The organism is Nonomuraea sp. NPDC051941, assembly GCF_044593615.1.
In genome coordinates, this window is record NZ_JBIUCF010000042.1 from 18,979 (window position 1) to 43,037 (window position 24,059).

The window sequence follows — 24,059 nt, forward strand, 5'->3', positions numbered from 1 at the left end:
CCCTCAGCCGGGCAGCTTGTCCAGGATCGCGGCGATGGCCTCGTCGGGGTCGCTGTCCTGGCCGAACCCCGAGGCCGCCTTGCCGACCGCGTCGTACGCGCCGCCGTACCCCTGGACCCTGGCGGCGCCACGGCCGAAGAGGGTCAGCGCCCCGCGCCCGTTGCCGCGCTGCAGGTGCGTCAGCCCGACGCAGATCTGCGCGAGGCCCTGCCACAGCTCGCGCTCGTCCTCTGGCGCGCATTTCCAGCGGCCCTCGAACACCTCGTGCGCGTTGAACGGCAGGCCCTCGCCGAGGAAGCCGCGGGCGTCGGCCAGGGCCTGTTCGGTGGTGGGGGCGTAGTCGTCGGGGACCCGGGGCACTCCGGGTTCGCCGTAGGGGAGCGGCCTGCCGTACGCGTCGCGCGGCCTGGCGTTACGGGGCCTGCCCTCGGGATCGCGGTCTCTCATCGGTCGGGCTCCGGATCGGCCAGCCAGCCGAGCAACTCGGTGTCGAACACGTCGGGGATCTCCTCATGGGGGAAGTGGCCGGCTCCTTCGAGCAGCCGCCACCGGTACGGGGCCGCCACGTAGCGGCCCGAGCCGTGCGCCGTACGCGGCAGGGCACGCGGGTCGAGCGCCCCGTGCAGGTGGAGCGTGGGGGCCTCGACCGCGGTGCGCATGGCCCTGGCGTAGCGGCGGCCGTCCGGGCGCAGCTGGGAGCGGCCGAACCAGCGGTGGTACTCCAGCGCGCAGTGTGCCACGGCGGGGATGCGGAACGCCTCTCGGTATGTACGCGCGGTCTCGGGATCGGGCCAGCCGGGCCGCGACCAGTCGTCGAGCAACCGGCCCACCAGGGCCCCTTCGCGGCGCCTGAGCCGGTGCTCGGGCAGCAGCGGCAGCTGGTGGCCCAGCGACTGCCGGCTGGCCCTGAGCTGGCCGAACGGGTCGCCCAGCAGCGCCTTGCGCAGGCGCAGGGGATGCGGGGCGGACACGGCGACCAGCCGGTGCACGCACTTGGGATCGAGCACGGCCATCGTCCAGGCCAGCAGCCCGCCCCAGTCGTGCCCCACCACGATCGCGCCGGTCTCGCCCAGCGCCCTGATCAGGCCGGTCGCGTCGGCGGCCAGGGTGGGCAGGTCGTAGCCGCGCGGTGGCTTGTCGCTGCCGCCGTAGCCGCGCAGATCGGCCGCGACGGCCCGGTAACCCGCCTTGGGCAGTGAGACGAGCTGGTTGCGCCACGTCCACCAGAACTGCGGGAACCCGTGCAGCAGCAGCACCAGCGGCCCTTCGCCCGCCTCGACGACGTGGAAGCGGGTGCCGCCCGCGTGGACCGCGCGATGCGTCCAGGGTCCCTCGATCTGTACGACCGACTCGTCAGGTGCCATCACGTGTCACCGGCTCACGATCGGGACGAACCGCCGGCAGCGTCTCGTCCTCAGGCGTGGCGATCTCCTTGAGCCCCTTGATCGACCTGGCGGTGCGCTTCATCCCGGCCAGTCCCTTGAGCCGCCTGACCCCGATGAACACCAGCAGACCCGCCACCACCAGGTAGAACACGGTCACGATGAGGAAGGCCAGCCAGTTGGGCAGCCACTGCGCCAGCACGAACGCGATCGTGAACGAGGCGAGGATCAGGCACAGGTGCGCCATGAAGGCGGCGGCGGCGAACAGGCCGCCCGCCGTGCCGACCCGCTTGGCGTCGAACCTGAACTCGGCCTTGGCCAGCTCGATCTCCGAGCGGACCAGGTCCGAGATCTGACTGCTCGCCTGGGCGACCAGCGAGCCCAGGGATTCTTCCTCGGGAGTCTGCGGCATGAACGTCTCCTATCGAGGCCTGGTGGCCGTGTCAAACATCATCCAGCGCGATGCGACGCTCGCGTACCGTGTGAAGCGGTACCGCCGCCAGGAGCTCTTCCGACAGTTTCGCCAGGCCGAGCCGCGCTGACAGCCAGGCGCCCCGAACACGCCGAAACTTGTCGAGCGCGAGTCCCGCTATCACTCCCAGAACTACCCGATCGAACAAGATAGCGCCCGCGCCGGGTACTCCGGGCTTCGCCCCAGGCTCTCAAGAGCCAGGCGCATGTCCCCATATTTCGGGACATGCGCCTGGAATGTGGGATCAGTCCTCGGACTTGGCGGACGGGAGCTTCTCCGAGATCAGGTTCATCACCGTGCTGTCGGCCAGCGTGGTGACGTCGCCGACGCTGCGGTTCTCCGCGACGTCGCGCAGGAGGCGGCGCATGATCTTGCCGGAGCGGGTCTTGGGCAGTTCCGGCACGACCAGGATCTGGCGCGGCTTGGCGATCGGGCCCAGGGTCTTGGCCACGTGGTTGCGCAGTTCGGCGGCGATGTCGTCGCTCTCCTCCGCCGAGCCGCGCAGGATCACGAACGACACGATCGCCTGGCCGGTGACCGGGTCGGTCGCGCCGACCACCGCCGCCTCGGCCACCTTCGGGTGGCTGACCAGCGCGCTCTCCACCTCCGTGGTGGAGATGTTGTGGCCGGAGACGAGCATGACGTCGTCCACGCGGCCAAGCAGCCACAGGTCGCCGTCGTCGTCCTTCTTGGCGCCGTCGCCGGGGAAGTACATCCCGTCGAACCTGCTCCAGTACGTGTCGATGTAGCGCTGGTCATCGCCCCAGATCGTGCGGAGCATCGACGGCCACGGCTCGCGTACGACGAGGAAGCCGCCGCCCCCGTCGGGGACGCTGTTGCCCTGGTCGTCCACCACGTCGGCGGCGATGCCGGGGAGCGGGCGCATCGCGGCGCCCGGCTTGCCGGCGGTGACGCCGGGCAGCGGGCTGATCATGATGGCGCCGGTCTCCGTCTGCCACCAGGTGTCGACCACGGGGCAGCGGTCGTGGCCGATGTGCTCGCGGTACCAGACGTACGCCTCGGGGTTGATCGGCTCGCCCACGGAGCCCAGGATGCGCAGGCTGGACATGTCGAACTTCGCGGGGATGTCGTCACCCCACTTCATGAACGTCCGGATCGCGGTGGGCGCCGTGTAGAGGATCGTGATCTTGTACTTCTGCACGATCTCCCAGAACCGCCCGCGGTGCGGGGTGTCGGGGGTGCCCTCGTAGATGACGCTGGTGGCGCCGTTGGCGAGGGGGCCGTACACGATGTAGGAGTGGCCGGTCACCCACCCGATGTCGGCCGTGCACCAGTAGATGTCGGTGTCGGGCTTGAGGTCGAAGACCGCGTGGTGCGTCCAGGCGGTCTGGGTGAGGTAGCCGCCGGTGGTGTGCAGGATGCCCTTGGGCCTGCCGGTGGTGCCGCTGGTGTAGAGGATGTACAGCGGGTCCTCGGCGTCGTGGGGCTCGGCGGTGTGCTGGTCGCTCTGCCGGTCGACCAGGTCGTGCCACCACACGTCCTTCTCGCCGAAGGCGACGTCCTGGCCGGTACGGCGTACGACGAGGACGTTCTCGACCTGCGGGCACTCGGCGACGGCCTCGTCCACCGTGGGCTTGAGCGCGGACGGGTTGCCCCTGCGGTAGCCGCCGTCGGCGGTGATGACGAGCTTGGCGTCGGCGTCGTCGATCCGGCTCTTCAGCGCCGTGGCCGAGAAGCCGCCGAACACCACGGAGTGGATCGCCCCGATGCGGGCGCAGGCCAGCATCGCGATCGGCAGCTCGGGGATCATCGGCATGTAGACGGCCACCCGGTCGCCCTTGCCGACGCCCAGCTCCTGGAGGGCGTTGGCGGCCTTGCTGACCTCGCGCTGGAGGTCGCTGTAGGTCAGGGTACGGGTGTCGCCCTCGGGCTCACCCTCCCAGTAGTAGGCGACCTTGTCGCCGCGGCCCTCCTCGACGTGGCGGTCGACACAGTTGTAGGCCACGTTGAGCTCGCCGCCGACGAACCACTTGGCGAAGGGGGCGTTCCACTCGAGGGTCGTCTCCCACCGTTTGGCCCACGCCAGCCTCTCGGCCGCACGCTCCCAGAAGGCGAGACGGTCGGCGGCGGCCTCGTCATATGCGGCGGCGGTCACGTTCGCGGCCGCCGCCAGGTCAGCCGGCGGTGCGAACCGGCGGTTCTCCTGTAGCAGGTTCGACAGCGCCTGGGTCTCGTTGCCGGGGGTCTCCGGGGCCACCTCGTGCTCCTTCTATGGCCAGATTGGATAGGTCGTGTCCCACTTCACCAGCTCACGGCCTCCACACACAAGAGGTCTAGACAGGTCTGTACCGAGGGGTCCCCGCTTATCAGGTCGCATGACAACCGCTATTGAAACGTTGTCATCTTGAAATCTGGCGGGGACCCATAAAGGGCTCCGCATATTCGGCGCCCGGTGATTTCTCAACCCACGGTCACCTTTTGAGCGCGCCCCGCCTCCCCTCGAGGCGCTGGTACGGTCGTCACCCGGTGGAGCGAGAGCGGTCGTACCCGCCGGTAAGGTCGGTTTCCGTGAGTGACCCACTGGCTGTCATCGCGGAGTTCCCCGGCGTCCCCGAGGCGGTCGACTCCGCCAGGGAGGCCGTCGACCGGCTGTACCGTCACCGTGTCCTGCGCCGGGCCAGCCCGGCCGTCTCGACGGAGTCGTCCCTGCGCGGCGCCCGGGCCTCGGCGTCCCTGGAAGGCGTGGACGTGTCCCTCGACGCCCTGCGCCGGGACGAGGTCCACGACCCGCTGGTCCAGGGAGCCCTGCGGGCGTCGGCGGAGCTGGGCCGTCTGGGCTCGTTGTGGCGGACGGCGCCGAGGCAGGTGCTGGCCCGCCTGCACACGGTGGCGGCCGCCGGCCTGGCGCCGCAGTCCGCCCTGGGCCGTCCGCGGGCGGTGGACGAGGCGCCGGACCCGCTGGGGCTGGGGCCCGCGCCGGGCGCTTCGGAGACGGCGACGCGCATGGAGGGGCTGCTCGGGCTGCTCGAACGGCCCACGAAGGCGCCCGCAATCGTGCTGGCCGCCGTCATGCACGCCGAGCTGGCCGTACTGCGTCCTTTCGGCGCGGCGGACGGGATCGTGGCGCGCGCGGCCGAGCGCCTGACCCTGGTCGAGTACGGCCTGGACCCGAAGTCCCTCGTGGCCGTGGAGGTGGGGCACCTGGAGCACGCCTCGTACGCCGGGGGCCTGAGTGCGTACCTGAGCGGGACCCCGGAGGGCGTCGCCCAGTGGGTACAACAGTGTGCCTCCGCAGTAAGTCTCGGGGTGCGCGAAGCGACCGCCATCTGCGAGGCGATGCAACGAGGCTGAGGTCGCGGCGGCGGAAGCGCAGGTGGGAGCGTTGGACCGGGCCGCCGACATAGCTGACGGCGTCTCAGTCAAGAGACGCCGTCTGCTGGCGCATCACACCGGGTTACCAAGCGTGCACCTCTATTCGTCGGAGCGGGTCAAGCCCGTCACGACGCGCCTCCCGCGGCTGGTCGCGCGTGGGTACCCGGCTGATGCGCCCGGACAAGAGGTCCGTGACACCTTTCTACGTCGGATCCGCCCTGATGGGAAGCCCTCGGACCAAGACCTTTACCCGCCTATGAGCGGGGCCCCGGCATACGTCGCCATCGCCACCCTCCGTGATCTGGTTACCAACCTGTGATGATTACAGAGAGTGACTGTCTTTATGTGATCGTTATGCCGCAGACAAAAAACTTGGCGAAAATGCGAGATTGCTCCTCGACGAAACTCGAGTCCATCGGGCAGCATACGGGGGTATCGCCCGAAACTGGAGCAACCGTGCATGGGGGACCTTTGCCGGTCCCTTGCCAGGCTCTGGTGAAGTGATGAAAGCTTTCTTCTGAAACGGGACCGGCTCTACCCCCCCGGAGCCGGACCGATCAGGCGACCCCCGCTCTCCCCCCCCGGCGGGGGTCGCCCCTTTTCCACCCCAAGTCCGTACACCACGCCCTCCACACCGCCACTCGCCCTCCCGCGGCCCCGGCGCCTTCCCACGGCCTGCCTCTCACCGAGCGCCACCACCACCGCGCTCCCTCCCACGGCGTCTCACTCGCCAAGCGCACTTCGCTACGGGCTTTCGCCAGCGCCTCCCACCGAGCGCTCTCCGACACGGCGCCCTCTCACGGCGCCCTCTCACGGCGCCCTCTCACGGCGCCCTCTCACGGCGCCCTCTCACGGCGCCCTCTCACGGCGTACCTCACCGTGCCCCCGCCACTGCGCCCTCCCACGGATCGCCGCTAACCGGGCGACCCCGCACGCCCCGGGCCCTCTTGCGGATGTCTCGCACCGAGCGACCCCGCACGCCTCGCACCCTCCTACGGCGCGTTTCCACCACTGCACCCTTCTACGAGGCGCTTCTACCAATCGCACCCTTCACCGCGCCCTCCTGCGGATGCCGCCAACCGAGCGCCTCCCGCACACCCCGCACCCTCCTGCGGACACCTCTCACCGCCTTCGCGACAGCAGCACCACAATCCCCACCGACGCCTCCAGGCCAGGCCACTTATCCACAGGCCCACCACAACCCCCACCCAACAATCCCCAGAACCCCGTTCACCCTCTCCCCACCCCATCCACCTCCAGCAAGGTGGGCCTCCCGACACCACCCCCGGAGAGGCCGACATGCACCGCCCCCTGGTCATCACCGAAGACCACGCCCTGCTCGACGACCTGGTCCGCATAGCCGCCGCAGCAGGCGCCCAACTCGACGTGGCCCACGTCCCCGCCCACGCCCGCCCGTTCTGGAACCTGGCCCCGCTGATAGCGGTAGGCGCCGACCAGGCAGACGCCGTGGCCGCGAGCTCACCCCCCACCCGAGACCAGGTCCTCCTCGTGACCCGGGCCCCCGACGACCCGGACACCTGGCGAAAATGCGTGGCCGTGGGCGCCCAGGCCGTCGTGACCCTCCCCACCGACGAGCGCCACCTGGTGGAGCGGCTGGCGGACGCCATGGAGCCCGACCCCCGCTCAGGATCCGTGATCTGCGTGATCGGCGGCCGAGGCGGGGCAGGCGCGAGCGTGCTGTCGGCGTGCCTGTCCCTGCGCGCCTCGGGAGACCATCTCCGGACCTTGCTGGTGGACGCCGACCCGCTGGGCGGCGGCATAGACGCCCTGCTGGGCCACGAGGAGGCATCGGGCGCCCGCTGGGGAGACCTGGTCGCCAGAGAGGGCCGGATCAACTCCAGCGCACTTCAGGCCGCACTGCCGTCGTTCGGCGACCTGGCGGTCCTCTCCTTCCACAGAGGTGAGGTGGCGGCGATCCCCGCCCAAGCCATGCGTTCCGTCCTCGAGGCAGGCCAGCGAGGCTTCGACCTGATAGTCGTCGACCTCCCCCGCCACCTCGACCCAGCCGCGATCGAGGCTCTCACCAGGGCGAAGACCACGCTGATGGTCGCCACGGCCGACGTACGCGGCATCCTCTCGGCCGTACAGGTGCTGGGCGAGACCCGCAAGCACACCTCGGACATCCGTGCGATCCTCCGCCCAGGCGTCGTGGACGACGACATGGCCGCGGGCGCCCTGGGCATCCCGTCCGCCGGCACCCTGCCCGACCAGCCGAGACTCACCGCCACCCTCAACCGGGGCGAGCTGCCCAAGCTGGGCCCCCGCACCGTGATGGGCGCCCTGTGCAGCACACTCCTACAAGATCTCCTCCCGACATGAGCACCCTGAAATCGCCCACACCCACAGGGGCGGTGTCCCAGGAACTGGTCGAAGCCGTCCGCGTACGCCTGGCCAGAGCGGGCGTGGAACCCAGCGCCGCCCAGGTGGCAGTGGCCCTGCGAGCCGAGAAATCCGTGTACGGCGACGCGGAGATCCTCGCGGTGGCCAGGGCACTCTGCGCCGACCTCATCGGTGCCGGCCCTCTGGAGCCGCTCCTGGCCCGGCCAGACGTGACAGACGTCCTGGTCAACGGCCCGCGCGAGGTGTGGATAGACGATGGCGGCGGCCTACGCCGTACCGCTGTGACCTTCGCGGACGACGGGGCCGTACGCCGGCTGGCGCAGCGCCTGGCGTCCGTCGCGGGCAGGAGACTCGACGACGCCTCCCCGTACGTGGACGCCAGACTCGCCGGCGGCGTCCGCCTCCACGCCGTGCTTCCGCCGGTGGCGTCCAGTGGCACCTGCGTCTCGCTACGCCTTCCGCCACGCCGTACGTTCACCCTGGACGACCTGGTGTCGGCGGGCACGATCACCCCACCCGCCATCCCGGTGCTGACCGCCATGGTGACCGCCAGGCTGGCGTTCCTGGTGACGGGCGGTACAGGCACCGGCAAGACGACACTCCTGTCCGCCCTGCTCTCGCTCGCCGACCCGGCAGAACGCCTGCTCCTGGTAGAGGACTCAGCCGAGCTCCGCCCCCTCCACCCCCACATCGTCCGCCTGGAAACCCGCCCGGCGAACCTGGAGGGCGCAGGCGGTGTGAGCCTGCGCGACCTGGTACGCCAAGCGCTGCGCATGCGCCCGGACCGCTTGGTGGTGGGGGAGGTCAGGGGCAGCGAGGTGGTGGATCTGCTGGCCGCCCTCAACACAGGCCACGAAGGCGGCTGCGGCACCCTTCACGCCAACACCGCCGCCGACGTACCCCCTCGCCTGGAAGCACTGGGCTGCGCAGCGGGTCTGACCAGGGAAGCCGTGCACAGCCAACTGGCCGCGGCGCTCGACGCGGTCATCCACCTGACCCGCGGCCGCCCGGACGGCCGACGCCGCATAGCCGAGATCTGCCTGCTCTCCCGAACGTCAGCCGGCTTCGTCGAGTCGATCCCGGCCCTGACCTTCGACGCGAAGGGCAACTCCCGACCCGGCCCCGCCTACGACGCCCTCTCCCAAAGAGCCCAGCCATGATTCCCACCACCAAGGCCACGTGATGACCGGCGCCCTCATAACAGCACTGTCCACAGCCTGCGCAGTGTGGCTGTGGACGGCCCCGGACACCCCCACCACCCGCCTGACCAGGCTCGTCACAGGCAGGGACAAACCCCGCTGGATATCCCTGACCACCCGCCTCACTCGCCCCACCCCCGCCCGCCGCGCGCAGCTCTGGCGACACGCATCAATCGAGCTGTGCCAGTCCCTGTCAGCAGAGCTGTCGGCCGGCCGCACGCCAGGAGAGGCACTGACCAGGGCAATCGCCTCAGTGGACTTCCCAGCCGCAGAAACCCTGCGCCCGGTCATCGCCGCGGCAAGAGACGGCGGCGACGTCTCCGCGGCCCTCACCTCATCGGCCCCACAGCAGGGCGGGGAGGGCCTCCGCCAACTGGCGGCCTGCTGGGAAGTAGGCGTCACGGTAGGCGCGGGCCTGGCCGCACTGGTCGAGCGAGTCGCGAGCACGTTGCGTGCGGCCCAAACCCACCGCCAGGACGTCGCCGCCCAACTCGCGGGCCCCCGCACCACAGCCCGCCTCCTGGCCATACTCCCAGCCCTCGGCCTCCTCATGGCCGCCGCCCTCAACATGCACCCTCTGGACTTCCTCCTGGGCAGCTTCCCCGGCCTCATGTGCCTGATAGCAGGCATCGCCCTCGACGCTTGTGGCCTGTGGTGGACCAACCACATGGCAACCCAAGCGCAAACCTAACCAACACCCCAATCACAGCCCCAACCACCGACCCAAGCCCAAGCGAGCAACCCAAGCACAGGCCGAACAGCCACCCACCCATATAGCACCGCCACCTACACAGAACAGACCCCAGGGCATCGCCAATCACACAGCACCATCACCCATTCAGAACCGACCACACACGCTGGGAAGCCCCCGCCCACTCGCAACCGACCACTCACCTTCCGCCTCCAGCTGGAAAGGCCCCAGCAGAACCCACCGCCCACCAATCCCCATCCACCAGTCCCGACCACCGCCCAGTCCCGACCACCGCCCAGTCCCGGCCACCGCCCAGGCCCGGCCACTGCCCAGTCCCGGCCACCGGCTGCGTCCACCAGGCCCAGCTGTCCACCAAGCGCCCCACCCACCAGGCCACCCATCAGGCCGGCCACCGCCCAGGCCTGACCACCGCCCAGGCCCAGTCACCAAGAGCCCCACCCACCAGGCCACTCATCGGGTCCGCCATCGCCCAGGCCTGGCCACTCACCAGGCCCGTCACCCACCAAGCGCGCCACCCACCAAGGTGGTCACGGTGGTCACAGTGGTCACTCACCAAGCCCTACCCCACTGAACCGATCGGACCCCGCCCAATGCTCGAATGGCTCTCCGCCTTGCTCGCCGGCCTAGCCATATGGCTGTGGGCCTCTCCCCGAACCCCAACAGAACGCCTCTCCCGACTACGCCCGCCAGCCAAGCCCGAGCCCCACCCTCAAGAGCCACATCCAAACCAGCAAACGCAAGCCCGCACTGACGAGCCACTCTGGCAAGATCTCCCTCCAGCCGGCATCACCCGCAAGACAATCACCATCGCCACCTGCACCGGCCTGTTCACCGCACTCCTGATCGGCGGCATCCCCGGAACCATCGCCGGCCTCCTGATCACCCCAGCCGCCGCAGCCTTCCTCCACAAGAGACAACCCCAGCAGACCCACCACGACCGCCGCCGAATCGCGGCCGACCTCCCATTCGCCGCTGACTTGATGACCGCATGCCTGGTCGCCGGCCGCCCGGCGAGCGACGCCACGGAAATCACCGCCAACGCGATCGGCGGGCCCCTCGGCCAGCGGCTGAAATGGGTCAGCACCCAACTACGCCTGGGCGCCGATCCTGACCCCACCTGGGCCACGCTCGCCAAGGACCCAGCCACGGCCCAACTCTCCCGAGCCATGAGCCGAGCCGCTCAAAGCGGCGCACCGGTAGCGGACGTGCTAACCCGCCTGGCCGACGACGCCCGCGAAGCCGCCAGAGCCGATTCCGTCGCCTCAGCCAGAAGCGTCGGCGTAAAAGCAGTAGCCCCGCTCGGCCTCTGCTTCCTCCCGGCATTCGTCCTGCTGGGAATCATCCCCGTAATAGCCGGCCTGGCCTCCACAATCATCATCCCCTGAAGCTCCTACATTGCCAGAACAAGCTGATCAAGAAGCGCCGGCGAATCACCCTCCTCAACCCCGGACTCGCGAAAATCAACTCTCAACATCAAGTCCGCTCGGCACACCGGAAGAAAGCCCACACAACCCCACCCCTCTTCCGAGTTCCCCGGACCACGGGGTCGCTGATCACCAATGAGGAGTAACACCTGCGGCCCAGCACCTGGCCTCGTGATTGAGGAACACAAGGCCATCCAGACAAACGTCCACGCCAGGCCGCCTCCACATCACCCACCGGCATGGAGTCCTCGCCAACGCAGCGACCGCCGAAGAATCCTTTCCGGCGGGCCCGCCGTCGAATGGGCACCCAACCAAACGCAACCGCCCCTATATCGGGTATGGCCTGAGCTTTCGGTGCAGACCGGAGAGATCAGGCCAATCCGCATGCAGATTCGGCCAGCGATTGAGCCTGAGTCGTCAAGCAATCACTGCGCTCGATCGTGAGTGGGGTCTTTGCAGCATCGTGGTCGGTGGGATGTGACGTGCTCATTCATATGCCGTCGTAGAGCTGCCATCTCGGCGCCCTCGCTGCCAAGAGCGGCGAGGTCTTGTCTTATCTCGATCTGGACGCTGCTGATCTCGGCCTTCAACTGAGCCATGCTGGTCGCGGTGCCGTCGTTGCTGTGGCACTGGCCCGCTTTGAGCGTGCGGAGGTGCAACAGCAACTCGAGGATCTGTGCCTCTAGGTCCATGAATTCCTGCCTTTGTGCCAGCTCAGACGGATTGTAGGGTCTGGTGACGGGCCGGATTTGGCTGTATGAGCATACGATGACAGAAAGCCCACGCCCACGACAGTCATCGCCTGTAACAAAGGTGGAGTTCTTCATGCGCAAGCTGCTGTTGTTTCTCCCGCAGGAGATAATCGGACACCGTAGGTGCGGACGTAAATTGGCCCATTGGCCGGCGAAAGCGGAGAGAAGTGACGAACTCGTAGCCTGGCTGCGCATCGAAGAGGCACGCAGTGCGGCGGCCAGCCCGAGGGGGTTCCCAAAATCGCTTTTAAGTTTGCGTTTGTGGGCCAAGGACTCCTAGCAAAATGAGCGGTTGCTGCCTTGGAATGACAGGCTGTCGGTCGGAGTCGTGCCTGTATCCGATGGACGCTGGGGGTGAGTGTGGGGCAGCCCGGTGGACCGGGGCAGGACGGGCAGCAAGCACCACGTGATCGTGGAAGCGCACGGTATCCTGCTCGCTGCCACGCTGAGCGGCGGGAACCGCCACGACGTCACCCAGCTCATGCCTCTGGTCCACGCCGTTCCAGCGGTCAGGGGCAGATGCGGGCGTCCCCGCCGGCGCCCCGATGCGCTGTATACCGACCGCGGCTACGACTACGAGACCTACCGCCGCTAGCTGCGCGGCCTGGGCATCCGTCCGATCATCGCCCGCCGCGGGACCAGCACGGCTCCGGTTTGGGCGTCCACCGCTGGGTCGTCGAAGCTGCCTTCTCGCTCCTGCACTGGTTCCGCCGCCTACGCACCGTTGGGAGGTCCCGCGACGACCTGCACAAAGCCTTCCTCACCCTCGGCTGCGCCATTATCTGCTGGCGCCGTCTGAAGACCTCTTTTGGCTCGAAGTCGGCAAGCCGGTGACGTCCACTGCTCGGTCTGCCACGTCGTTCCTACTCCGGCTCTTGGCGGGGGTGTTCGGGCTCCTGGGGTAGCTGGTCGGCGCGGCGGTTGTTGCGTTCGATTGCTGCCATGTGCTGCTCCGCCCACGTACGCAGGGCGTCCAGCGGGCCGTCGAGGGAGAGGCCCAGCGCGGTGAGCTGGTAGTGCACGCGGGGTGGCACTGTTGGTTCGACTCGCCGGGCAACCAGGCCGTCGCGGACCAGGCTCTGAAGGGTCTCGGAGAGCATTTTCTGCGAGATGCCCGGTATGCGGCGCCGCAGTTCCGCGAAGCGCACCTCGCCCGGGGCTGACTCGGCCAGGACCTTCACCGTCAGCGAGGTCCATTTGGTTCCGATGCGATCGAGTAGCTGCCGGGTCGGGCACAGTGGGCTGAACAGATCGCCGCGCTTCGACGTGGTCACCCGGAGCTCACCACCTGAAGGGAAAGTGCCGTCTTGGAACGTCCAGGCTAGTTCCCTAGCGTTTGCTGGTCACTACTGGTTACCGGCTACCCCCTGGAGTTCTCCATGCCTGAGTTGTGCCGCATTCCTGTCAACGGCACCGAGTTGAACGTGGCCCTCGCCGGATCGGGGCCCAACGTCCTGCTGCTGCACGGCTTCCCTCACACCTGGGAGCTATGGACCGACGTCATGGCGGACCTGTCCAACCGTTACCGAGTCATCGCACCGGACCTGCGCGGGCTGGGTGCGAGCAGCCGGGCTCAGACAGGATACGACGCGCTTACCCTGGCTGAGGATGCCGCGGCCCTGCTGGAGGCGTTGGGTGCGTGCTCGGCCGCCGTGGTGGGGATCGACGCCGGCACCCCGCCGGCCTTCCTGCTCGCGATGCGCCGGCCCGGGCTGGTGCGGCGGCTCGTCGTCATGGAGGCGCTGGTCGGCCGCCTGCCCGGCGCCGAGGGCTTCCTCACCGGGGGCGCTCCGTGGTGGTTCGGCTTTCACGCAGTTCCGGGGTTCGCGGAAACCGTGGTGGAAGGCAACGAGGCCGCCTACATCGACTGGTTCCTCAATGCCGGCACCCTTGGCTCCGGCGTGCCTGCGCAGGCGCGGGATGCATTCATCGCCGCTTACACCGGACGCGAAGCCCTGCGCTGCGCGTTCGCGTACTACCGGGCCCTGCCCGAAACCGCCACACAGATCGAGCAGGCCGTCGCCGCCACACGGCTGACGATGCCCACGATGACCATCGGCTCGCACCCCGTCGGAACGGCACTGGAACGCCAGCTCCGTCCGATCGCTGACGACTTCACCGGCCATCTCCTTGAAGACTGTGGCCACATCATCCCGCTGCACCGCCCCGACGCCCTTCTCGAACTTCTTCGCCCTTTTCTGGTCGGTCACCAGACTGAGTAGACGTCCGTGCGCAACTGACCGGAGCGTGACCCTCACACAGGCCGCGAGCCAGCACGGCCACGGCATCACGGCATGGTGGTACGCCGCTCGATCACCGCAGCAGTAGCAGGGAAGGTCATCACACAGCGCTCGGGGCGCTCAAGCTGTCAGAGCGCCCTGTGGGCGCCCTGACTTGTTGGTTCGCTCAGCGGCGGTAGCCGCGTCGTCGGGCGCGGCGGCGTGACTGCCTGTGCGTCCAGTCGTCTCCTGGCCCGGGCTGCATCAAGCGGACAGACGCGCCGACGAGATAGTTGCGGATAGCCATAGTGATCCCCCATGCGAATCGCGGCCGGGGAGAGCATCCGATGCCGGATGGATACCTACATAGGCACCCCTCCTCGTAACCGTAAACCCAATGAGTCCTCGACACCTTCCCCGGATTTCCCCTCAGAGGGGTTTGTGGCCGAACCTTTGCGGCTCGGTGGCGCGGGCCATGCTGGAACGGTGATGAGCGGCTCCGGTCCGGGAGGAGGGGCGGCCGTAGCACGCCCCGGGGGTGCTGGGGCCGCTGGTATGCCGTGCGGGTATGGCAATGAATCAATCGAACACGTGTTCGATCATGATCTGGCATCGTGGGTGTCACCGGGACACCCCAGATGCTGGGAGGTACGGACGTGATTCCCGATCGACACGAGCGGTCTCGGGTTCACGGTCACGTCCGCGCCCGCTGCGGCCAAGGACTTCGCCACCAAGAAGGTCCTAGGACGGTCAGCCGGTCATGGTGGTGAAGCTGCTGGCGATGGACGGCAACGACTCCACCATGATCAAGTTCAACCTGGAGGGGACGCGGCATCACCTGGTGCCGGGCATGCCGGTGCGGGTGGAGGGCCTGGCCTACGGCATGGCCAAGGACGGTGGGGTGCGCTGCTGGAGCGCGACCGCCGTGGTCCCGACCAACGGGGCGGCGGCCACCCCTGTCGCTTCGGCGGCCGGTGAGTCGATGGCGGGTACGCGAGGGCGTAAACCGCTCGGGGTCGCGCGCCACTCGGTCGCCTCGGCGGCGGGTGAGACCGAGGGCGAGGGCTGATGGATCTGGTCATCGCTTCGCGCGAGAACGCGCGGGTGCACGCCTGGCGCTTACCGCACGGCTGGCCGCTGCATCGAGGCGGCCCTATCAGGGCAAACGATCACCGATAGTGATCCGACCTGCGAAAACGTGAACAACGGGCCACTCGCGGGCCAACTAGTCCAGTACGTGGCTGCGTAACCGCAAAGGCCCAGGTCAACCCCCTGATTGTGGAAAACTCAACGTCCTCCACAGAATGCCGTTCGGTTCCTCTCCTGCGTCCCTGCTTCGGCCAACCTAAGGACTCCCGCCGGACAAGACCCCGGCTCCGAGCACCACCTGGAGGCACGATGCACAGTCCCGCCACCATGCCAGACGCCATCAAAGCCACCCCAGAACGCGGTCACACCACATCGAGCAACAAAACAGTCGGCAAGTTCTCACTCAGCCGCATCCACATCACCCGAAGCGCCCCGTCAGCCCTCAACACCGCCGCAGAAGCCACTGCCCAGACCGCCTGGCTGTCAGGGGAGCCCTCGACCAAGTCTCTGAGGGAAACCTCGACCCCGCCCAAGAGCAGCGCGAGCATGCAAAACGGATCATCCGAGCCGGCCGCGGCCGGGCTCGCCACCCGCCCCGCTCCGACGCGAGCCAACCGATGGCTTCATTACGCGACGGTCAACCGTGAGCGCGGCATGTCCACAGCCGAATACGCGGTAGGCACGATTGCGGCCTGCGCATTCGCCGCACTTTTGTTCAAGGTGGTGAGCAGTCCAGAGGTCCAGGAAATGCTGAAAGCCCTTATCGATCGAGCACTCAATACCACTACCGGATGACCGTCCGCCAAGCGCGGATCTCCCTGGGCAGGAAGCGGTCGGCATCGCGGGGTTCGGTCACGGCCGAGACCGCCGCGATGCTGCCCGCGCTCATGGCCGTCCTCGCAGCCGCGCTGTGGGCCGTCCAAGCCGTCAGTGCCCAACTTGAGTGCGTGGACGTGGCCCGCGCGGCAGCGCGAGCCGCGGCCAGGGGCGAGCCCCTCGACCAGGTCATCATCCGAGCCCGTACGGCCACCCGCCCGGGTGCGCAGGTAGCCGTAACCCGCGACACGGAAACCACAAAGGTTCAGATCACTGTGGAAGTACGACCACCCTGGGCCCAATCATTGCCCGCAGTACAAATATCCGCCACGGCTGTCGCCGACACCGAGCCTGGATATTCCCCATAACCACAGGCAAACGAGCCCGGCAGGCGAGGAGGTCCCCATCAATACCAAAGAAAAGGGCTCAGCCACACTCTGGGGTGTTGCTCTCATGGGTCTTCTGATGGCGGTGGCCACGGCGTTCGCCACGCTGGGCTCGGTACGTGTGGCACGCCATCGCGTAAACAGTGCTGCCGACCTGAGCGCCCTTGCCGCGGCCAAACTAGCGATAATCAATCCAGAAACAGCCTGCGCCCGAGCCGCTACCCTGGCCAGCCAGAACGGCGTGAAGCTGACCCAATGCAAAATCACTGACGAAATCGCCGATGTTTGGACCTCGCTGTCGATCTCACTACCGGTATTAGGCCCCCGTACGCTCATGGCCAGATCTCGGGCGGGTCCAGCGGAAATGGCTCCCTGATCGTCGTCGGTGGCGTACACGCCTAGTGATCAAGCGCGCATGCCGGAAAGCAGGAGAAACAACGGAACGCGACGCCGACGGGCCAACTCATCAGCATCCCCAGCGAAGCGATCCTCGCGAGGTGCACACTCGCGCAGCGAGGTCAGCGAAAATCCTGCCTTCGTGAGCGCGACAACATAGTCTTCTACAGTGCGGTGGAACCACGTGACGGTGCTGCCCATCCACTCCCTTTCCCGCGGCCCTTGGAGAAAGTAGTCATCCACAACCCAAGACGTTCGCTTCTCCCGAACGCCGGAGTCGTGCGAGGTCAGGACCGGATGAACGACCGTGAAAATGATGCGTCCGCCGGGTGAGAGGCATCCATGGAGGGCGGTCAGCACCGACTCGATATCCTCGACATAGTGAAAAGCCAGCCGCGAAACAACCAGATCGAACGAAGAGGGCGGAGCGGAGAAGTCCTCGATATCAACCAGCTCGACGCGGCCGGCTGTTCCGCCTAACGCCGCGTTGGCGGCCTCGACCATCGCCGCGGAGCCGTCCAATCCCAGGTAGCTACGACAGCCGGCATCCAACAGGACTTGTCCGATGGCCGCATCCCCGCACCCGAGGTCCAACACCCGAAGCCCCGCGACCTCGCCCAGTTCCGCCAGGAAAGCCGGTTCCTCCATCACATGGTTGGGGCTCGACACGCCACTATGCCGATGACCGAGGTACCGCCCGACGACTTGGGGTGCGTCGTAGAAGGACCCACCGCGCTTGGTTTCAGCCACGGCCCCGAAGTGTAGATCGGTGACCCTGTCGGAGGCCTCGTTGCCGAGGATCTGGTGGCGGAGGGTGGGGGCGGGCTGGCTGGCGTGGGAGTTGATCTGGCGTGGGAGCTGATAGCGAAGGAGGGGGGTGGGTGGGTGCCGGTGTTGGCTGAGGAGCAGGTGGTGAGGGCCGAGGTCGCACTCGGTCTGTGCCCGAGGTCGGTCTGTGCCCGAGGTCGGTCTGTGAGTCTGGGGTCAGTCTGTGCTTGAGGTCCGCTTCAGGTGAGTTGCCCCGCGTTGCACCGACCTTGGCGCGTTCGTGGGCCAGTCGACCGTGGGTGCTTCGCTGGCGAATGGGTGGCATGGTCGCTGGGGCGGAGATGTGGTGAATGGCGACATTTCGGTTGATGCGAAACGCGGCGAATGAATCGACTGATCGGCCGAAAACGGGTGTGGCGGTTGGGGATTGCGGGGTAGGTCGCGATCCAGTCACGAGTTCTTAGACGTGGTGTCCAAGAGTTGTGTATGTACCGTAAGGTTCCGCTTACCCTCAGTCCATGCCGTATGTGACAAGGCGCCTGTGAGCGCCGGAGCGAAGTCGCTAGGGTGCGGGGACGGGGACGGTCGGTGACCGTATCGGCCGGGCGGACTGCACTTCCGGTCGTCGCGTGAACGCCCCAGGGGTGGTCAGGCGGCGCGAGGCTCTCGATGGAGGGAAGCGTCGTGACGGTAGTCGGCAGAGTGGTGGCCACAGGGATGATCGTGGCTGGCACCATCGCGCTTGGCGGGACCGCTCAGGCCGCTGCGGTGACCTGGCGGGCCGACACGTCCGGGCAGATCACCTCGCCCGCTGACGGCCAGGTGCTTTCGAGCTCGTCTGTGACCGTTTCCGCGCAAACAGGCGTGATGCAGCTGACCATGGGCCTCTACGTCGAGGGGCCCTCCACACCCAGCCAGAAGGTCGCCGGAGGGGGAGCGAGCCAGACGATCTCCGGCACGTTCGACGCCGGCAACGCCCCGAACGGGACCTTCACCGTGACCCTCAAGGGAGAGCTCACGGGGAGCCGGTACGCGAGCAGCACGTTCAAGCTCCGGCGGCCGCCCGAGGCACCGGGCAACGTGAACGCGACCCGGCAGGGCAGCGCCAAGGTTCGGCTGACCTGGAGCAAGGGTTCGGAGCCTGACCTGCAGTCGTACGAGGTCTCCAACAGCCAGTCCGGCATCGTGGGAAGGTTGCCCGCTGACAGCGCGTGCGCCGGGTCCACGTGCCAGGCGGTGCTCGCCGTGCCGGCCAAGGCGAAGGGCCAGAAGGTGGGGTTCACGGTCAAGGCGTTCAGGGGTGACGGCGACGGCGGGTCGATCGGGTCGGGCAATTCGGCCGCCGCGTACGTCGCCTTCCCCGCCGCGCCGACGCCCACGCCGACGAAGAAGAAGACCGCCGGCACCCGGACCCCGAAGACCACCAAGAACGTCGGCCCGCTCCCCACGCTGCCCGCCAAGAGACAGACCCTGCCGACGACGAACCCGACGACACACAAGCGGACGACAGCCAAGCTTCCGGAAATACCCGACGCCGACCCGAACGGGAACCTGCCGATCCCCACGGCCGACGAAACGGGCGGTCTGCGCCCATCCGACGCGAAAAGTGGCGCGGACACCGCTCCCGTCCAGCCCGAGGTGAAGGCGCAGTCGAGCGAGTCACCGATCGGGAACCTCGGCCAGTACGGCCTCTACGTCGCAGCGGGTGTCCTCCTGCTGCTGTTCGGCGCTCATGCGGGGGCCTGGGCACGGCGGCGGGCGCTCGCCACGGGTGAGAGCTCCACACCTGGTACGGCCGCAGCGACCACGGGAGTGAGCACGTCGCCGGTCGGCGGGGTTCAGGCCGCTCACGCGAACGAAAGCGTTTCGGTCACCACGGCCCCGCCCCGACGGCGGCCCGCCGTGATCCTGGCCGTCGCCAAGACTCGGGTTCCCGATCAGTCCCGTGATCAGCGGCTGGTGTCAGATGAGAGTTCCGAAGGGGTCACTCCGGAACGGTCGTCGGCGCCGCCCGCGCTCGACCGGAAGCGTGAGGAGGCTTCCGCCGCGTTCGGGGCGGTGGAGGAGGTGCGAGACGTTCCGGAAACCCGCCAGGGGCCGGTTCGCATCACCTTGCCCAGTTCCGCGGTCACGGATGTCCCCGAGCCCGACGTATCCCCCGTTCGGCCCGCCGCGCGGATGGAGGATCGCTGGGATGATTATCTGCCGCCGTCTCCTCGGTCAATGGAGGACAGCGGATTTTGGGAACGTCCGCAGCCGGGGGCGGCCGATTTCTGGTCCGGCGAAGATGATGGCAAGGGTGAAGGCGAGGCACGCGCTTTTGTGGGTCCTCGGCATAGAGATGGCGAAAGCTAAATCGGCTATTTGATTCGGCTTATCGATCGACCGGCCCGAGGTCTGGGTTGGCGTGCGATAGTGCAGATGGAGACGGGTTCGGGGCGCTCGGGACGGCGAGTCCGGAGGGGTTTCGGGGTGCTCGGACGGCGGCTCCGGAGGGGTTCCGGGTGCTCGGGATAACGGGTCGGGCGGACCCGATTTCACGGGCGGCAGGCGCTCGCTCGCGCGGAAAAGTGCGCGCCAGGTGGCGCGCGATCGGTGGCAGTTCTTGCGTGGATGTCTTGGCGTTTTACTGAGGTGACAGCAGTGTGTTGAGGAGGCGGACGGCGCCTCGTTTGTCGAGGGGTTCGTTGCCGTTGCCGCATTTCGGGGACTGAATGCAGGAGGGGCAGCCGCGTTCGCATTCGCATGAGGTTATGGCTTCGCGTGTGGCGGTCAGCCACTCGGCCGCACGGGCGTAGCCGCGTTCGGCGAAACCCGCCCCGCCCTCGTGGCCGTCGTACACGAAGACGGTGAGCAGCCCCGTGTCGGCGTGCAGTTCGGTGGAGACGCCGCCGATGTCCCAGCGGTCGCAGGTGGCGAAGAGGGGGAGCAGGCCGATGGAGGCGTGTTCGGCGGCGTGGGCGGCGCCACCGAGGTCGATGCCCGCTTCGGCGAGCGGCGCGACCGCCGAGGCGGGGAGCGTCCACCAGACGGCGCGGGTGCGGAGGGTACGGGGTGGCAGGTCCAGGGGTTCGTCGCCGAGCATCTCGCCTGATTGGAGACGTCTCTTGAGGTACGAGACCACTTGCCGGGTCACCTCCACCTCGCCGAAGTGGAGCGTGCCGGGGCCCAGGGGGTGGGAGCGCTGGGTGGCGAGGATGGAGATGTCGGTGATGTCGCGAGCGAACGTCGTGAAATCCGGAGTCGCGCTGGACACCAGGGCGACCCCGGCCTCCAGGTCCAGAAGCTCCACCAGGAAGGTCTCGCCCTGATGGAGGTAGACCGCGCCCGTGTGCACCGTCGTGTGCGCGGACGGTTCGTCCACGCTGCCCAGGAGGCGGCCGGTGGACGATTCCACGACCTGGATGGGAGCGCCTCCGCCGCCTCGGATGTCGGCGAGGTCGGTGGCACGCTCCCGCCTGGTCCAGAACCAGCCCGCGGGGCGCCTCCTGAGCAGCCCCTGGGAGACCAGGTCATCGAGGACCGTTGAGGTGGTGGTGCCGAAGGTGGGCAGGTCGTCGTCGGTCAGCGGGATCTCGGCGGCCGCGGCGCAGAGGTGGGGGCCCAGGACGTACGGGTTGTCGGGGTCGAGGACGATCGCCTCGACGGGCTGGCCGAACAGGGCCTGGGGGTGGTGGACGAGGTAGGTGTCCAAGGGGTCGTCCCTGGCGATCAGCACGGCGAGCGCGTCCTGGCCGTCGCGGCCCGCCCGGCCCGCCTGCTGCCAGAGGGAGGCGCGGGTGCCGGGCCAGCCCGCGATCAGCACGGCGTCCAGGCCTGAGACGTCCACGCCGAGTTCGAGGGCGTTGGTGGTGGCCAGGCCCATGATCGTGCCCGAGCGGAGGGCCTTCTCCAGGATCCTGCGGTCTTCGGCGAGGTATCCGGCTCGGTAGGCGGCGATCTTGTTGGGGAGGTCGGTCCAGTCCGGCTGGGCGGGGGCGTCCGGGAGTGCCCACCTGAGGGAGCTCTCCGAGGCCGGCTCGGCTGCCGGGCCCTCATGCTTTGACGTGCTGACCGCCGGGGTTGTCCCGGAGAGTCCGCTGGTGGTCCGGGAGGGTTCCGGCGTGGCGGGGCCCGCCGGCTCCGCTGTGCCCGGCTGGTGGCTGAGAGCGGGATCCGCTTCCGGCGGGGTGGCGCGGGCGGGTGGTCGGTGGTGGGTGGTGAGGTCCGTTTCCAGCAGGCCCGACTGGGTGGTGTCGGCAGGCTCCGCTGTGCCTGGCTGGTGGTTGAGGGTGGGGTCCGATTCCGGCGGGGTTGGGTTCGGCCGGCGGGGGGTGGAGGGGCGGGGGTGGCGGGTGGAGAGGGAGAAGGCCACGTCGGCGAGCTTGGCGCGGGCCGTCAGGGCGACCGTTTCGGCGCCGCGGCGGGAACGTACGAAGGCGAGCGTGCGGACGTCGGCCAGGACGAGGTCCGCCAGCAGATCCGCCGCCTCCGCCGTGGCCGTCCGCCGCACAGGAGCCCCTCCCTCGCCCCGTAGCTCGGTCAGGGGCGGCTCCCACAGCGCGATGGTGGTGGAACCCTTGGGCGAGGCGTCCACGGTCACCTCGTCCATCTCAAGCCCCGTCAGCCTCATCCCGAACGCGCCCGGCTCGCTGGCGGTCGCCGACGCGAGCAGGAACGTGGGGCGCGAGCCGTATCGGGCGCAGACGCGGCGCAGGCGGCGCAGGATCTGCGCGACGTGGGAGCCGAAGACGCCGCGGTAGCCGTGGCACTCGTCGATGACGACCATGCGCAACCGGCGGAAGAACGAGGACCACTGAGCGTGGCGGGGGAGGATGCTGCGGTGCAGCATGTCCGGATTCGTCAGGACGTAGTTGGCGTGCTGGCGCACCCACGTACGTTCCTCGAACGGCGTGTCGCCGTCGAAGCAGGCCGCGCGGAGCTGGGTGATGCGCAGCTCGCGCAGGCCGCGCAGCTGGTCGGCGGCCAGGGCCTTGGTCGGGGTCAGGTAGAGGATCGTGCCGCCGTCGAGGCATGAGGCGACGGCGGGAGTGAGGTACGCCAGCGACTTCCCGGACGCCGTACCCGTTGAGATGATCACGTTTCGGCCACGAAATGCCAGGTCGGCGGCCTCGTACTGGTGAGGCCAGAGTCCTGTCACCCCACGGTTCGCCAAGCGCGTAACAAGTACTTCTGGCGTCCATTTGGGCCATCCCGCTTGACCCGCCCGACGTGCTGGAACATGCTCCACATGAGTGACACGCTCATGACGTGCGGGAACACCGAGCAGGTGGCGGAGGAGTGGACCCGCCTGTTGTGGGGAGGATGCGGAGGAAGTCACTGTTTCCAGTCTTGCATCGATGGGCAAAGTCGCCGGGAATCGTGATTTCGTATAGACACAAGCCAGACGCATGGTTGAATGCCGCGCGTCAGGGTCGGACGATCTGGGGCCACGCTCCAGATTGCCAGTCCCAAGAGAGTAGTTTCGCAGGCGAGGCGCTGGAGGATCTGTGGATCTGAAGTTGGATCACCGCACCGAAGACCGACTCACCATCGTGGAGGTCGAGGGTGAGATCGATGTCTACACGGCGCCGAGATTGCGTGAGCTCCTCATCGACCTGGTGAACAAGGGCAACTTCCACCTGCTCGTCAACATGGAGAAGGTGGACTTCCTCGACTCCACGGGCCTTGGCGTCCTGGTCGGGGGGCTCAAGCGGGTTCGTGCGCACGACGGCTCGCTCGAGCTTGTCTGCACGCAGGAGCGCATCCTGAAGATCTTCCGGATTACCGGTCTGACCAAGGTCTTCGGGATCTACGCTTCGGTCGACGAGGCCAAGGAAGCTCACGGCAAAGACAAGTAGCATGGCTACCGTCGAGCTGACGTTCAGCGCTCTTCCCGCCCATGTGCGGACCGCGCGGCTGGTGGCGACGGCGATCGCTCGCCGCACCGGCGTGGAGGAGTCCCTGTTGGACGAGGTCAGGCTCGCTGTGGGTGAGGCCTGCTCCCGGGCAGTCGAGGCGCACCGCGTCCACTGTCCGGGCGAGCCCATCCGCATCGAGCTGCGTGACGACTCCGGGCGTTTCGAAGTCACGGTCAGCGACCAGGCCCCCAGCGATGAGATCAAGCAGGAGCAACCCCTCGATCTGGGCATGCTCTCTGACTCGTTCATGTCAGGCTTCGGCCTCGCGGTCATCGAGGGCTTGGCCGACGACGTCGAGATCTTCCCCAGCCCGAAGGGCACGAACATCCGCATGAGCTGGCCCGCGACCGCCAAGGTCTGAGCGAGCTCCGCCGTCCCGCCTCGTTCCGCCGGGCGTCCCTTCGTGGTGCCCGGCGTGCGGCTGTTCTGCGCTCAAAAACCCCATCTTGTACGGCGGAGCACGGGCGGCGCCACCCGCCGCACGTGGCTGAGCGCCTCCAGGGAGACGCCCGCTGACCCGCACGTGACCGGCCACCGTCACGGCGCACGGGCACCGTGGCTTCCGCCTTCCGCCGGCCCTACGGGGCGAGCGGGGTTCGTGGAGCGGAGTCGGCCCCACTGGTGGCCCCGACGGGCAAACCGGGTTTGTGGGCGGGCTGTCGCGTGGGGCGAGTGGGTTCGTGGGGCGGAGTCGTCGCTACGGGTGGCCCCGACGTGCGGACGGAGTTCGTGGGCCGGCTGTCGCGCGGTGCGAACGGCTCGCGGGGAGGGGTGGGGCGGTCGCGTGGCAAGCGGGTTCGCGAGGCGAGCGGCCTTGTGGGGGGCGGTCATGCGGGGTGAACATGCCCCC

The 24,059-nt window shown here is 68.3% G+C and carries 23 protein-coding genes and 1 pseudogene; 15 read left to right on the plus strand and 9 right to left on the minus strand.

The window, feature by feature from the left end; genetic code table 11:
• Positions 1-3: 3 nt before the first annotated feature.
• The 3 genes from ACIHFD_RS48495 to ACIHFD_RS48505 are packed head-to-tail and all read right to left on the minus strand — an operon-like array spanning position 4 to position 1,794.
• Positions 4-447, minus strand: a complete 444-nt coding sequence (locus ACIHFD_RS48495) for a DUF309 domain-containing protein (RefSeq protein ID WP_397170554.1) — start codon at positions 445-447, stop codon at positions 4-6.
• Positions 444-1,364 carry an alpha/beta hydrolase gene (locus tag ACIHFD_RS48500; RefSeq protein WP_363976932.1) on the minus strand — a complete coding sequence of 307 codons (921 nt, stop codon included), beginning with the start codon at positions 1,362-1,364 and terminating at the stop codon, positions 444-446. Before ACIHFD_RS48500 ends, ACIHFD_RS48495 begins: the two co-directional genes overlap by 4 nt.
• Positions 1,354-1,794, minus strand: coding sequence for a phage holin family protein (locus tag ACIHFD_RS48505; RefSeq protein ID WP_192789404.1), 441 nt, complete (start codon positions 1,792-1,794; stop codon positions 1,354-1,356). Before ACIHFD_RS48505 ends, ACIHFD_RS48500 begins: the two co-directional genes overlap by 11 nt.
• Here ACIHFD_RS48505 and ACIHFD_RS48510 point away from each other — a divergent pair.
• On the plus strand, positions 1,793-1,924 hold the full coding sequence (locus ACIHFD_RS48510) for a hypothetical protein (RefSeq protein ID WP_350732724.1): 132 nt from the start codon (positions 1,793-1,795) through the stop codon (positions 1,922-1,924). The genes ACIHFD_RS48505 and ACIHFD_RS48510 overlap by 2 nt on opposite strands.
• 174 nt (positions 1,925-2,098) lie before the next feature.
• Here ACIHFD_RS48510 and acs read toward each other — a convergent pair whose 3' ends face one another.
• Positions 2,099-4,072 (minus strand): acetate--CoA ligase, encoded by a 1,974-nt coding sequence (acs, locus tag ACIHFD_RS48515; RefSeq protein WP_397372669.1) that lies wholly within the window; start codon positions 4,070-4,072, stop codon positions 2,099-2,101.
• Between the two features lie 311 nt (positions 4,073-4,383).
• On the opposite strand from acs, the gene ACIHFD_RS48520 reads away from it, so the two are divergent.
• From ACIHFD_RS48520 to ACIHFD_RS48540, 5 genes are all read left to right on the plus strand, one after another.
• Positions 4,384-5,166 (plus strand): oxidoreductase, encoded by a 783-nt coding sequence (locus ACIHFD_RS48520; protein WP_397372670.1) that lies wholly within the window; start codon positions 4,384-4,386, stop codon positions 5,164-5,166.
• Positions 5,167-6,486: 1,320 nt separating this feature from the next.
• Positions 6,487-7,527, plus strand: a complete 1,041-nt coding sequence (gene ssd, locus ACIHFD_RS48525; RefSeq protein ID WP_397372671.1) for a septum site-determining protein Ssd — start codon at positions 6,487-6,489, stop codon at positions 7,525-7,527.
• Positions 7,524-8,708, plus strand: a complete 1,185-nt coding sequence (locus tag ACIHFD_RS48530; protein ID WP_397372672.1) for a TadA family conjugal transfer-associated ATPase — start codon at positions 7,524-7,526, stop codon at positions 8,706-8,708. Before ssd ends, ACIHFD_RS48530 begins: the two co-directional genes overlap by 4 nt.
• Positions 8,709-8,772: 64 nt before the next feature.
• The gene (locus ACIHFD_RS48535) at positions 8,773-9,438 is read left to right on the plus strand and encodes a type II secretion system F family protein (RefSeq protein WP_397372673.1); all 666 of its coding nucleotides are present in this window, start codon (positions 8,773-8,775) and stop codon (positions 9,436-9,438) included.
• Positions 9,439-10,049: 611 nt separating this feature from the next.
• Positions 10,050-10,844, plus strand: a complete 795-nt coding sequence (locus tag ACIHFD_RS48540) for a type II secretion system F family protein (protein ID WP_397372674.1) — start codon at positions 10,050-10,052, stop codon at positions 10,842-10,844.
• A gap of 464 nt (positions 10,845-11,308) precedes the next feature.
• Here the strand turns inward: ACIHFD_RS48540 and ACIHFD_RS48545 are convergent, their stop codons facing one another.
• On the minus strand, positions 11,309-11,710 hold the full coding sequence (locus ACIHFD_RS48545) for a hypothetical protein (protein ID WP_397372675.1): 402 nt from the start codon (positions 11,708-11,710) through the stop codon (positions 11,309-11,311).
• A 292-nt stretch (positions 11,711-12,002) separates the two neighbouring features.
• Between ACIHFD_RS48545 and ACIHFD_RS48550 the strand changes: the two are divergent.
• Positions 12,003-12,469: pseudogene (locus tag ACIHFD_RS48550) on the plus strand (transposase); the annotation flags it as partial.
• A 29-nt stretch (positions 12,470-12,498) separates the two neighbouring features.
• Here ACIHFD_RS48550 and ACIHFD_RS48555 read toward each other — a convergent pair.
• Complete coding sequence (locus ACIHFD_RS48555; RefSeq protein ID WP_397372676.1) at positions 12,499-12,909, minus strand: winged helix-turn-helix transcriptional regulator; 411 nt, start codon at positions 12,907-12,909, stop codon at positions 12,499-12,501.
• Between the two features lie 105 nt (positions 12,910-13,014).
• Here ACIHFD_RS48555 and ACIHFD_RS48560 point away from each other — a divergent pair, with 105 nt between their 5' ends.
• From ACIHFD_RS48560 to ACIHFD_RS48580, 5 genes are all read left to right on the plus strand, one after another.
• Positions 13,015-13,857: an alpha/beta fold hydrolase gene (locus ACIHFD_RS48560; protein ID WP_397372677.1), complete on the plus strand. Its 843-nt coding sequence runs from the start codon at positions 13,015-13,017 to the stop codon at positions 13,855-13,857.
• Positions 13,858-14,614: 757 nt separating this feature from the next.
• Positions 14,615-14,923 carry a hypothetical protein gene (locus ACIHFD_RS48565; protein ID WP_397372678.1) on the plus strand — a complete coding sequence of 103 codons (309 nt, stop codon included), beginning with the start codon at positions 14,615-14,617 and terminating at the stop codon, positions 14,921-14,923.
• A gap of 329 nt (positions 14,924-15,252) precedes the next feature.
• Positions 15,253-15,738 carry a DUF4244 domain-containing protein gene (locus ACIHFD_RS48570; RefSeq protein WP_397372679.1) on the plus strand — a complete coding sequence of 162 codons (486 nt, stop codon included), beginning with the start codon at positions 15,253-15,255 and terminating at the stop codon, positions 15,736-15,738.
• A gap of 92 nt (positions 15,739-15,830) precedes the next feature.
• A complete protein-coding gene (locus ACIHFD_RS48575) occupies positions 15,831-16,127 on the plus strand; it encodes a TadE family type IV pilus minor pilin (protein WP_397372730.1) in 297 nt (98 codons plus the stop codon).
• A gap of 37 nt (positions 16,128-16,164) precedes the next feature.
• Positions 16,165-16,521, plus strand: a complete 357-nt coding sequence (locus ACIHFD_RS48580) for an Rv3654c family TadE-like protein (RefSeq protein WP_397372731.1) — start codon at positions 16,165-16,167, stop codon at positions 16,519-16,521.
• Positions 16,522-16,550: 29 nt separating this feature from the next.
• Here the strand turns inward: ACIHFD_RS48580 and ACIHFD_RS48585 are convergent, their stop codons facing one another.
• Entirely contained in the window at positions 16,551-17,291 is a 741-nt protein-coding gene (locus ACIHFD_RS48585) for a class I SAM-dependent methyltransferase (protein WP_397372680.1), read from the minus strand.
• Positions 17,292-18,196: 905 nt separating this feature from the next.
• Positions 18,197-18,328, minus strand: coding sequence for a hypothetical protein (locus ACIHFD_RS48590; RefSeq protein ID WP_397372681.1), 132 nt, complete (start codon positions 18,326-18,328; stop codon positions 18,197-18,199).
• A 61-nt stretch (positions 18,329-18,389) separates the two neighbouring features.
• On the opposite strand from ACIHFD_RS48590, the gene ACIHFD_RS48595 reads away from it, so the two are divergent.
• Positions 18,390-19,664, plus strand: coding sequence for a hypothetical protein (locus tag ACIHFD_RS48595; RefSeq protein ID WP_397372682.1), 1,275 nt, complete (start codon positions 18,390-18,392; stop codon positions 19,662-19,664).
• 271 nt (positions 19,665-19,935) lie between these two features.
• Here the strand turns inward: ACIHFD_RS48595 and ACIHFD_RS48600 are convergent, their stop codons facing one another.
• The gene (locus tag ACIHFD_RS48600) at positions 19,936-22,389 is read right to left on the minus strand and encodes a DEAD/DEAH box helicase (RefSeq protein WP_397372683.1); all 2,454 of its coding nucleotides are present in this window, start codon (positions 22,387-22,389) and stop codon (positions 19,936-19,938) included.
• A gap of 409 nt (positions 22,390-22,798) precedes the next feature.
• Between ACIHFD_RS48600 and ACIHFD_RS48605 the strand changes: the two genes are divergently transcribed.
• Both ACIHFD_RS48605 and ACIHFD_RS48610 read left to right on the plus strand, forming a co-directional pair.
• Positions 22,799-23,149, plus strand: a complete 351-nt coding sequence (locus ACIHFD_RS48605; RefSeq protein ID WP_043629845.1) for an STAS domain-containing protein — start codon at positions 22,799-22,801, stop codon at positions 23,147-23,149.
• A 1-nt stretch (position 23,150) separates the two neighbouring features.
• A complete protein-coding gene (locus tag ACIHFD_RS48610; RefSeq protein WP_350739630.1) occupies positions 23,151-23,570 on the plus strand; it encodes an ATP-binding protein in 420 nt (139 codons plus the stop codon).
• Positions 23,571-24,059: the final 489 nt, after the last annotated feature.

What these genes read in the sequence shown, in the direction of transcription:
- ACIHFD_RS48545 (WP_397372675.1), bottom strand. Translation starts at nt 11,710, where the DNA reads ATGAAGAACTCCACCTTTGTTACAGGCGATGACTGTCGTGGGCGTGGG.
- ACIHFD_RS48530 (WP_397372672.1), top strand. Translation starts at nt 7,524, where the DNA reads ATGAGCACCCTGAAATCGCCCACACCCACAGGGGCGGTGTCCCAGGAA.
- ACIHFD_RS48500 (WP_363976932.1), bottom strand. Translation starts at nt 1,364, where the DNA reads ATGGCACCTGACGAGTCGGTCGTACAGATCGAGGGACCCTGGACGCAT.
- ACIHFD_RS48505 (WP_192789404.1), bottom strand. Translation starts at nt 1,794, where the DNA reads ATGCCGCAGACTCCCGAGGAAGAATCCCTGGGCTCGCTGGTCGCCCAG.
- ssd (WP_397372671.1), top strand. Translation starts at nt 6,487, where the DNA reads ATGCACCGCCCCCTGGTCATCACCGAAGACCACGCCCTGCTCGACGAC.
- ACIHFD_RS48510 (WP_350732724.1), top strand. Translation starts at nt 1,793, where the DNA reads ATGAACGTCTCCTATCGAGGCCTGGTGGCCGTGTCAAACATCATCCAG.
- ACIHFD_RS48570 (WP_397372679.1), top strand. Translation starts at nt 15,253, where the DNA reads ATGCACAGTCCCGCCACCATGCCAGACGCCATCAAAGCCACCCCAGAA.
- ACIHFD_RS48610 (WP_350739630.1), top strand. Translation starts at nt 23,151, where the DNA reads ATGGCTACCGTCGAGCTGACGTTCAGCGCTCTTCCCGCCCATGTGCGG.
- ACIHFD_RS48560 (WP_397372677.1), top strand. Translation starts at nt 13,015, where the DNA reads ATGCCTGAGTTGTGCCGCATTCCTGTCAACGGCACCGAGTTGAACGTG.
- ACIHFD_RS48540 (WP_397372674.1), top strand. Translation starts at nt 10,050, where the DNA reads ATGCTCGAATGGCTCTCCGCCTTGCTCGCCGGCCTAGCCATATGGCTG.
- ACIHFD_RS48495 (WP_397170554.1), bottom strand. Translation starts at nt 447, where the DNA reads ATGAGAGACCGCGATCCCGAGGGCAGGCCCCGTAACGCCAGGCCGCGC.
- ACIHFD_RS48565 (WP_397372678.1), top strand. Translation starts at nt 14,615, where the DNA reads ATGGTGGTGAAGCTGCTGGCGATGGACGGCAACGACTCCACCATGATC.
- ACIHFD_RS48575 (WP_397372730.1), top strand. Translation starts at nt 15,831, where the DNA reads ATGGCCGTCCTCGCAGCCGCGCTGTGGGCCGTCCAAGCCGTCAGTGCC.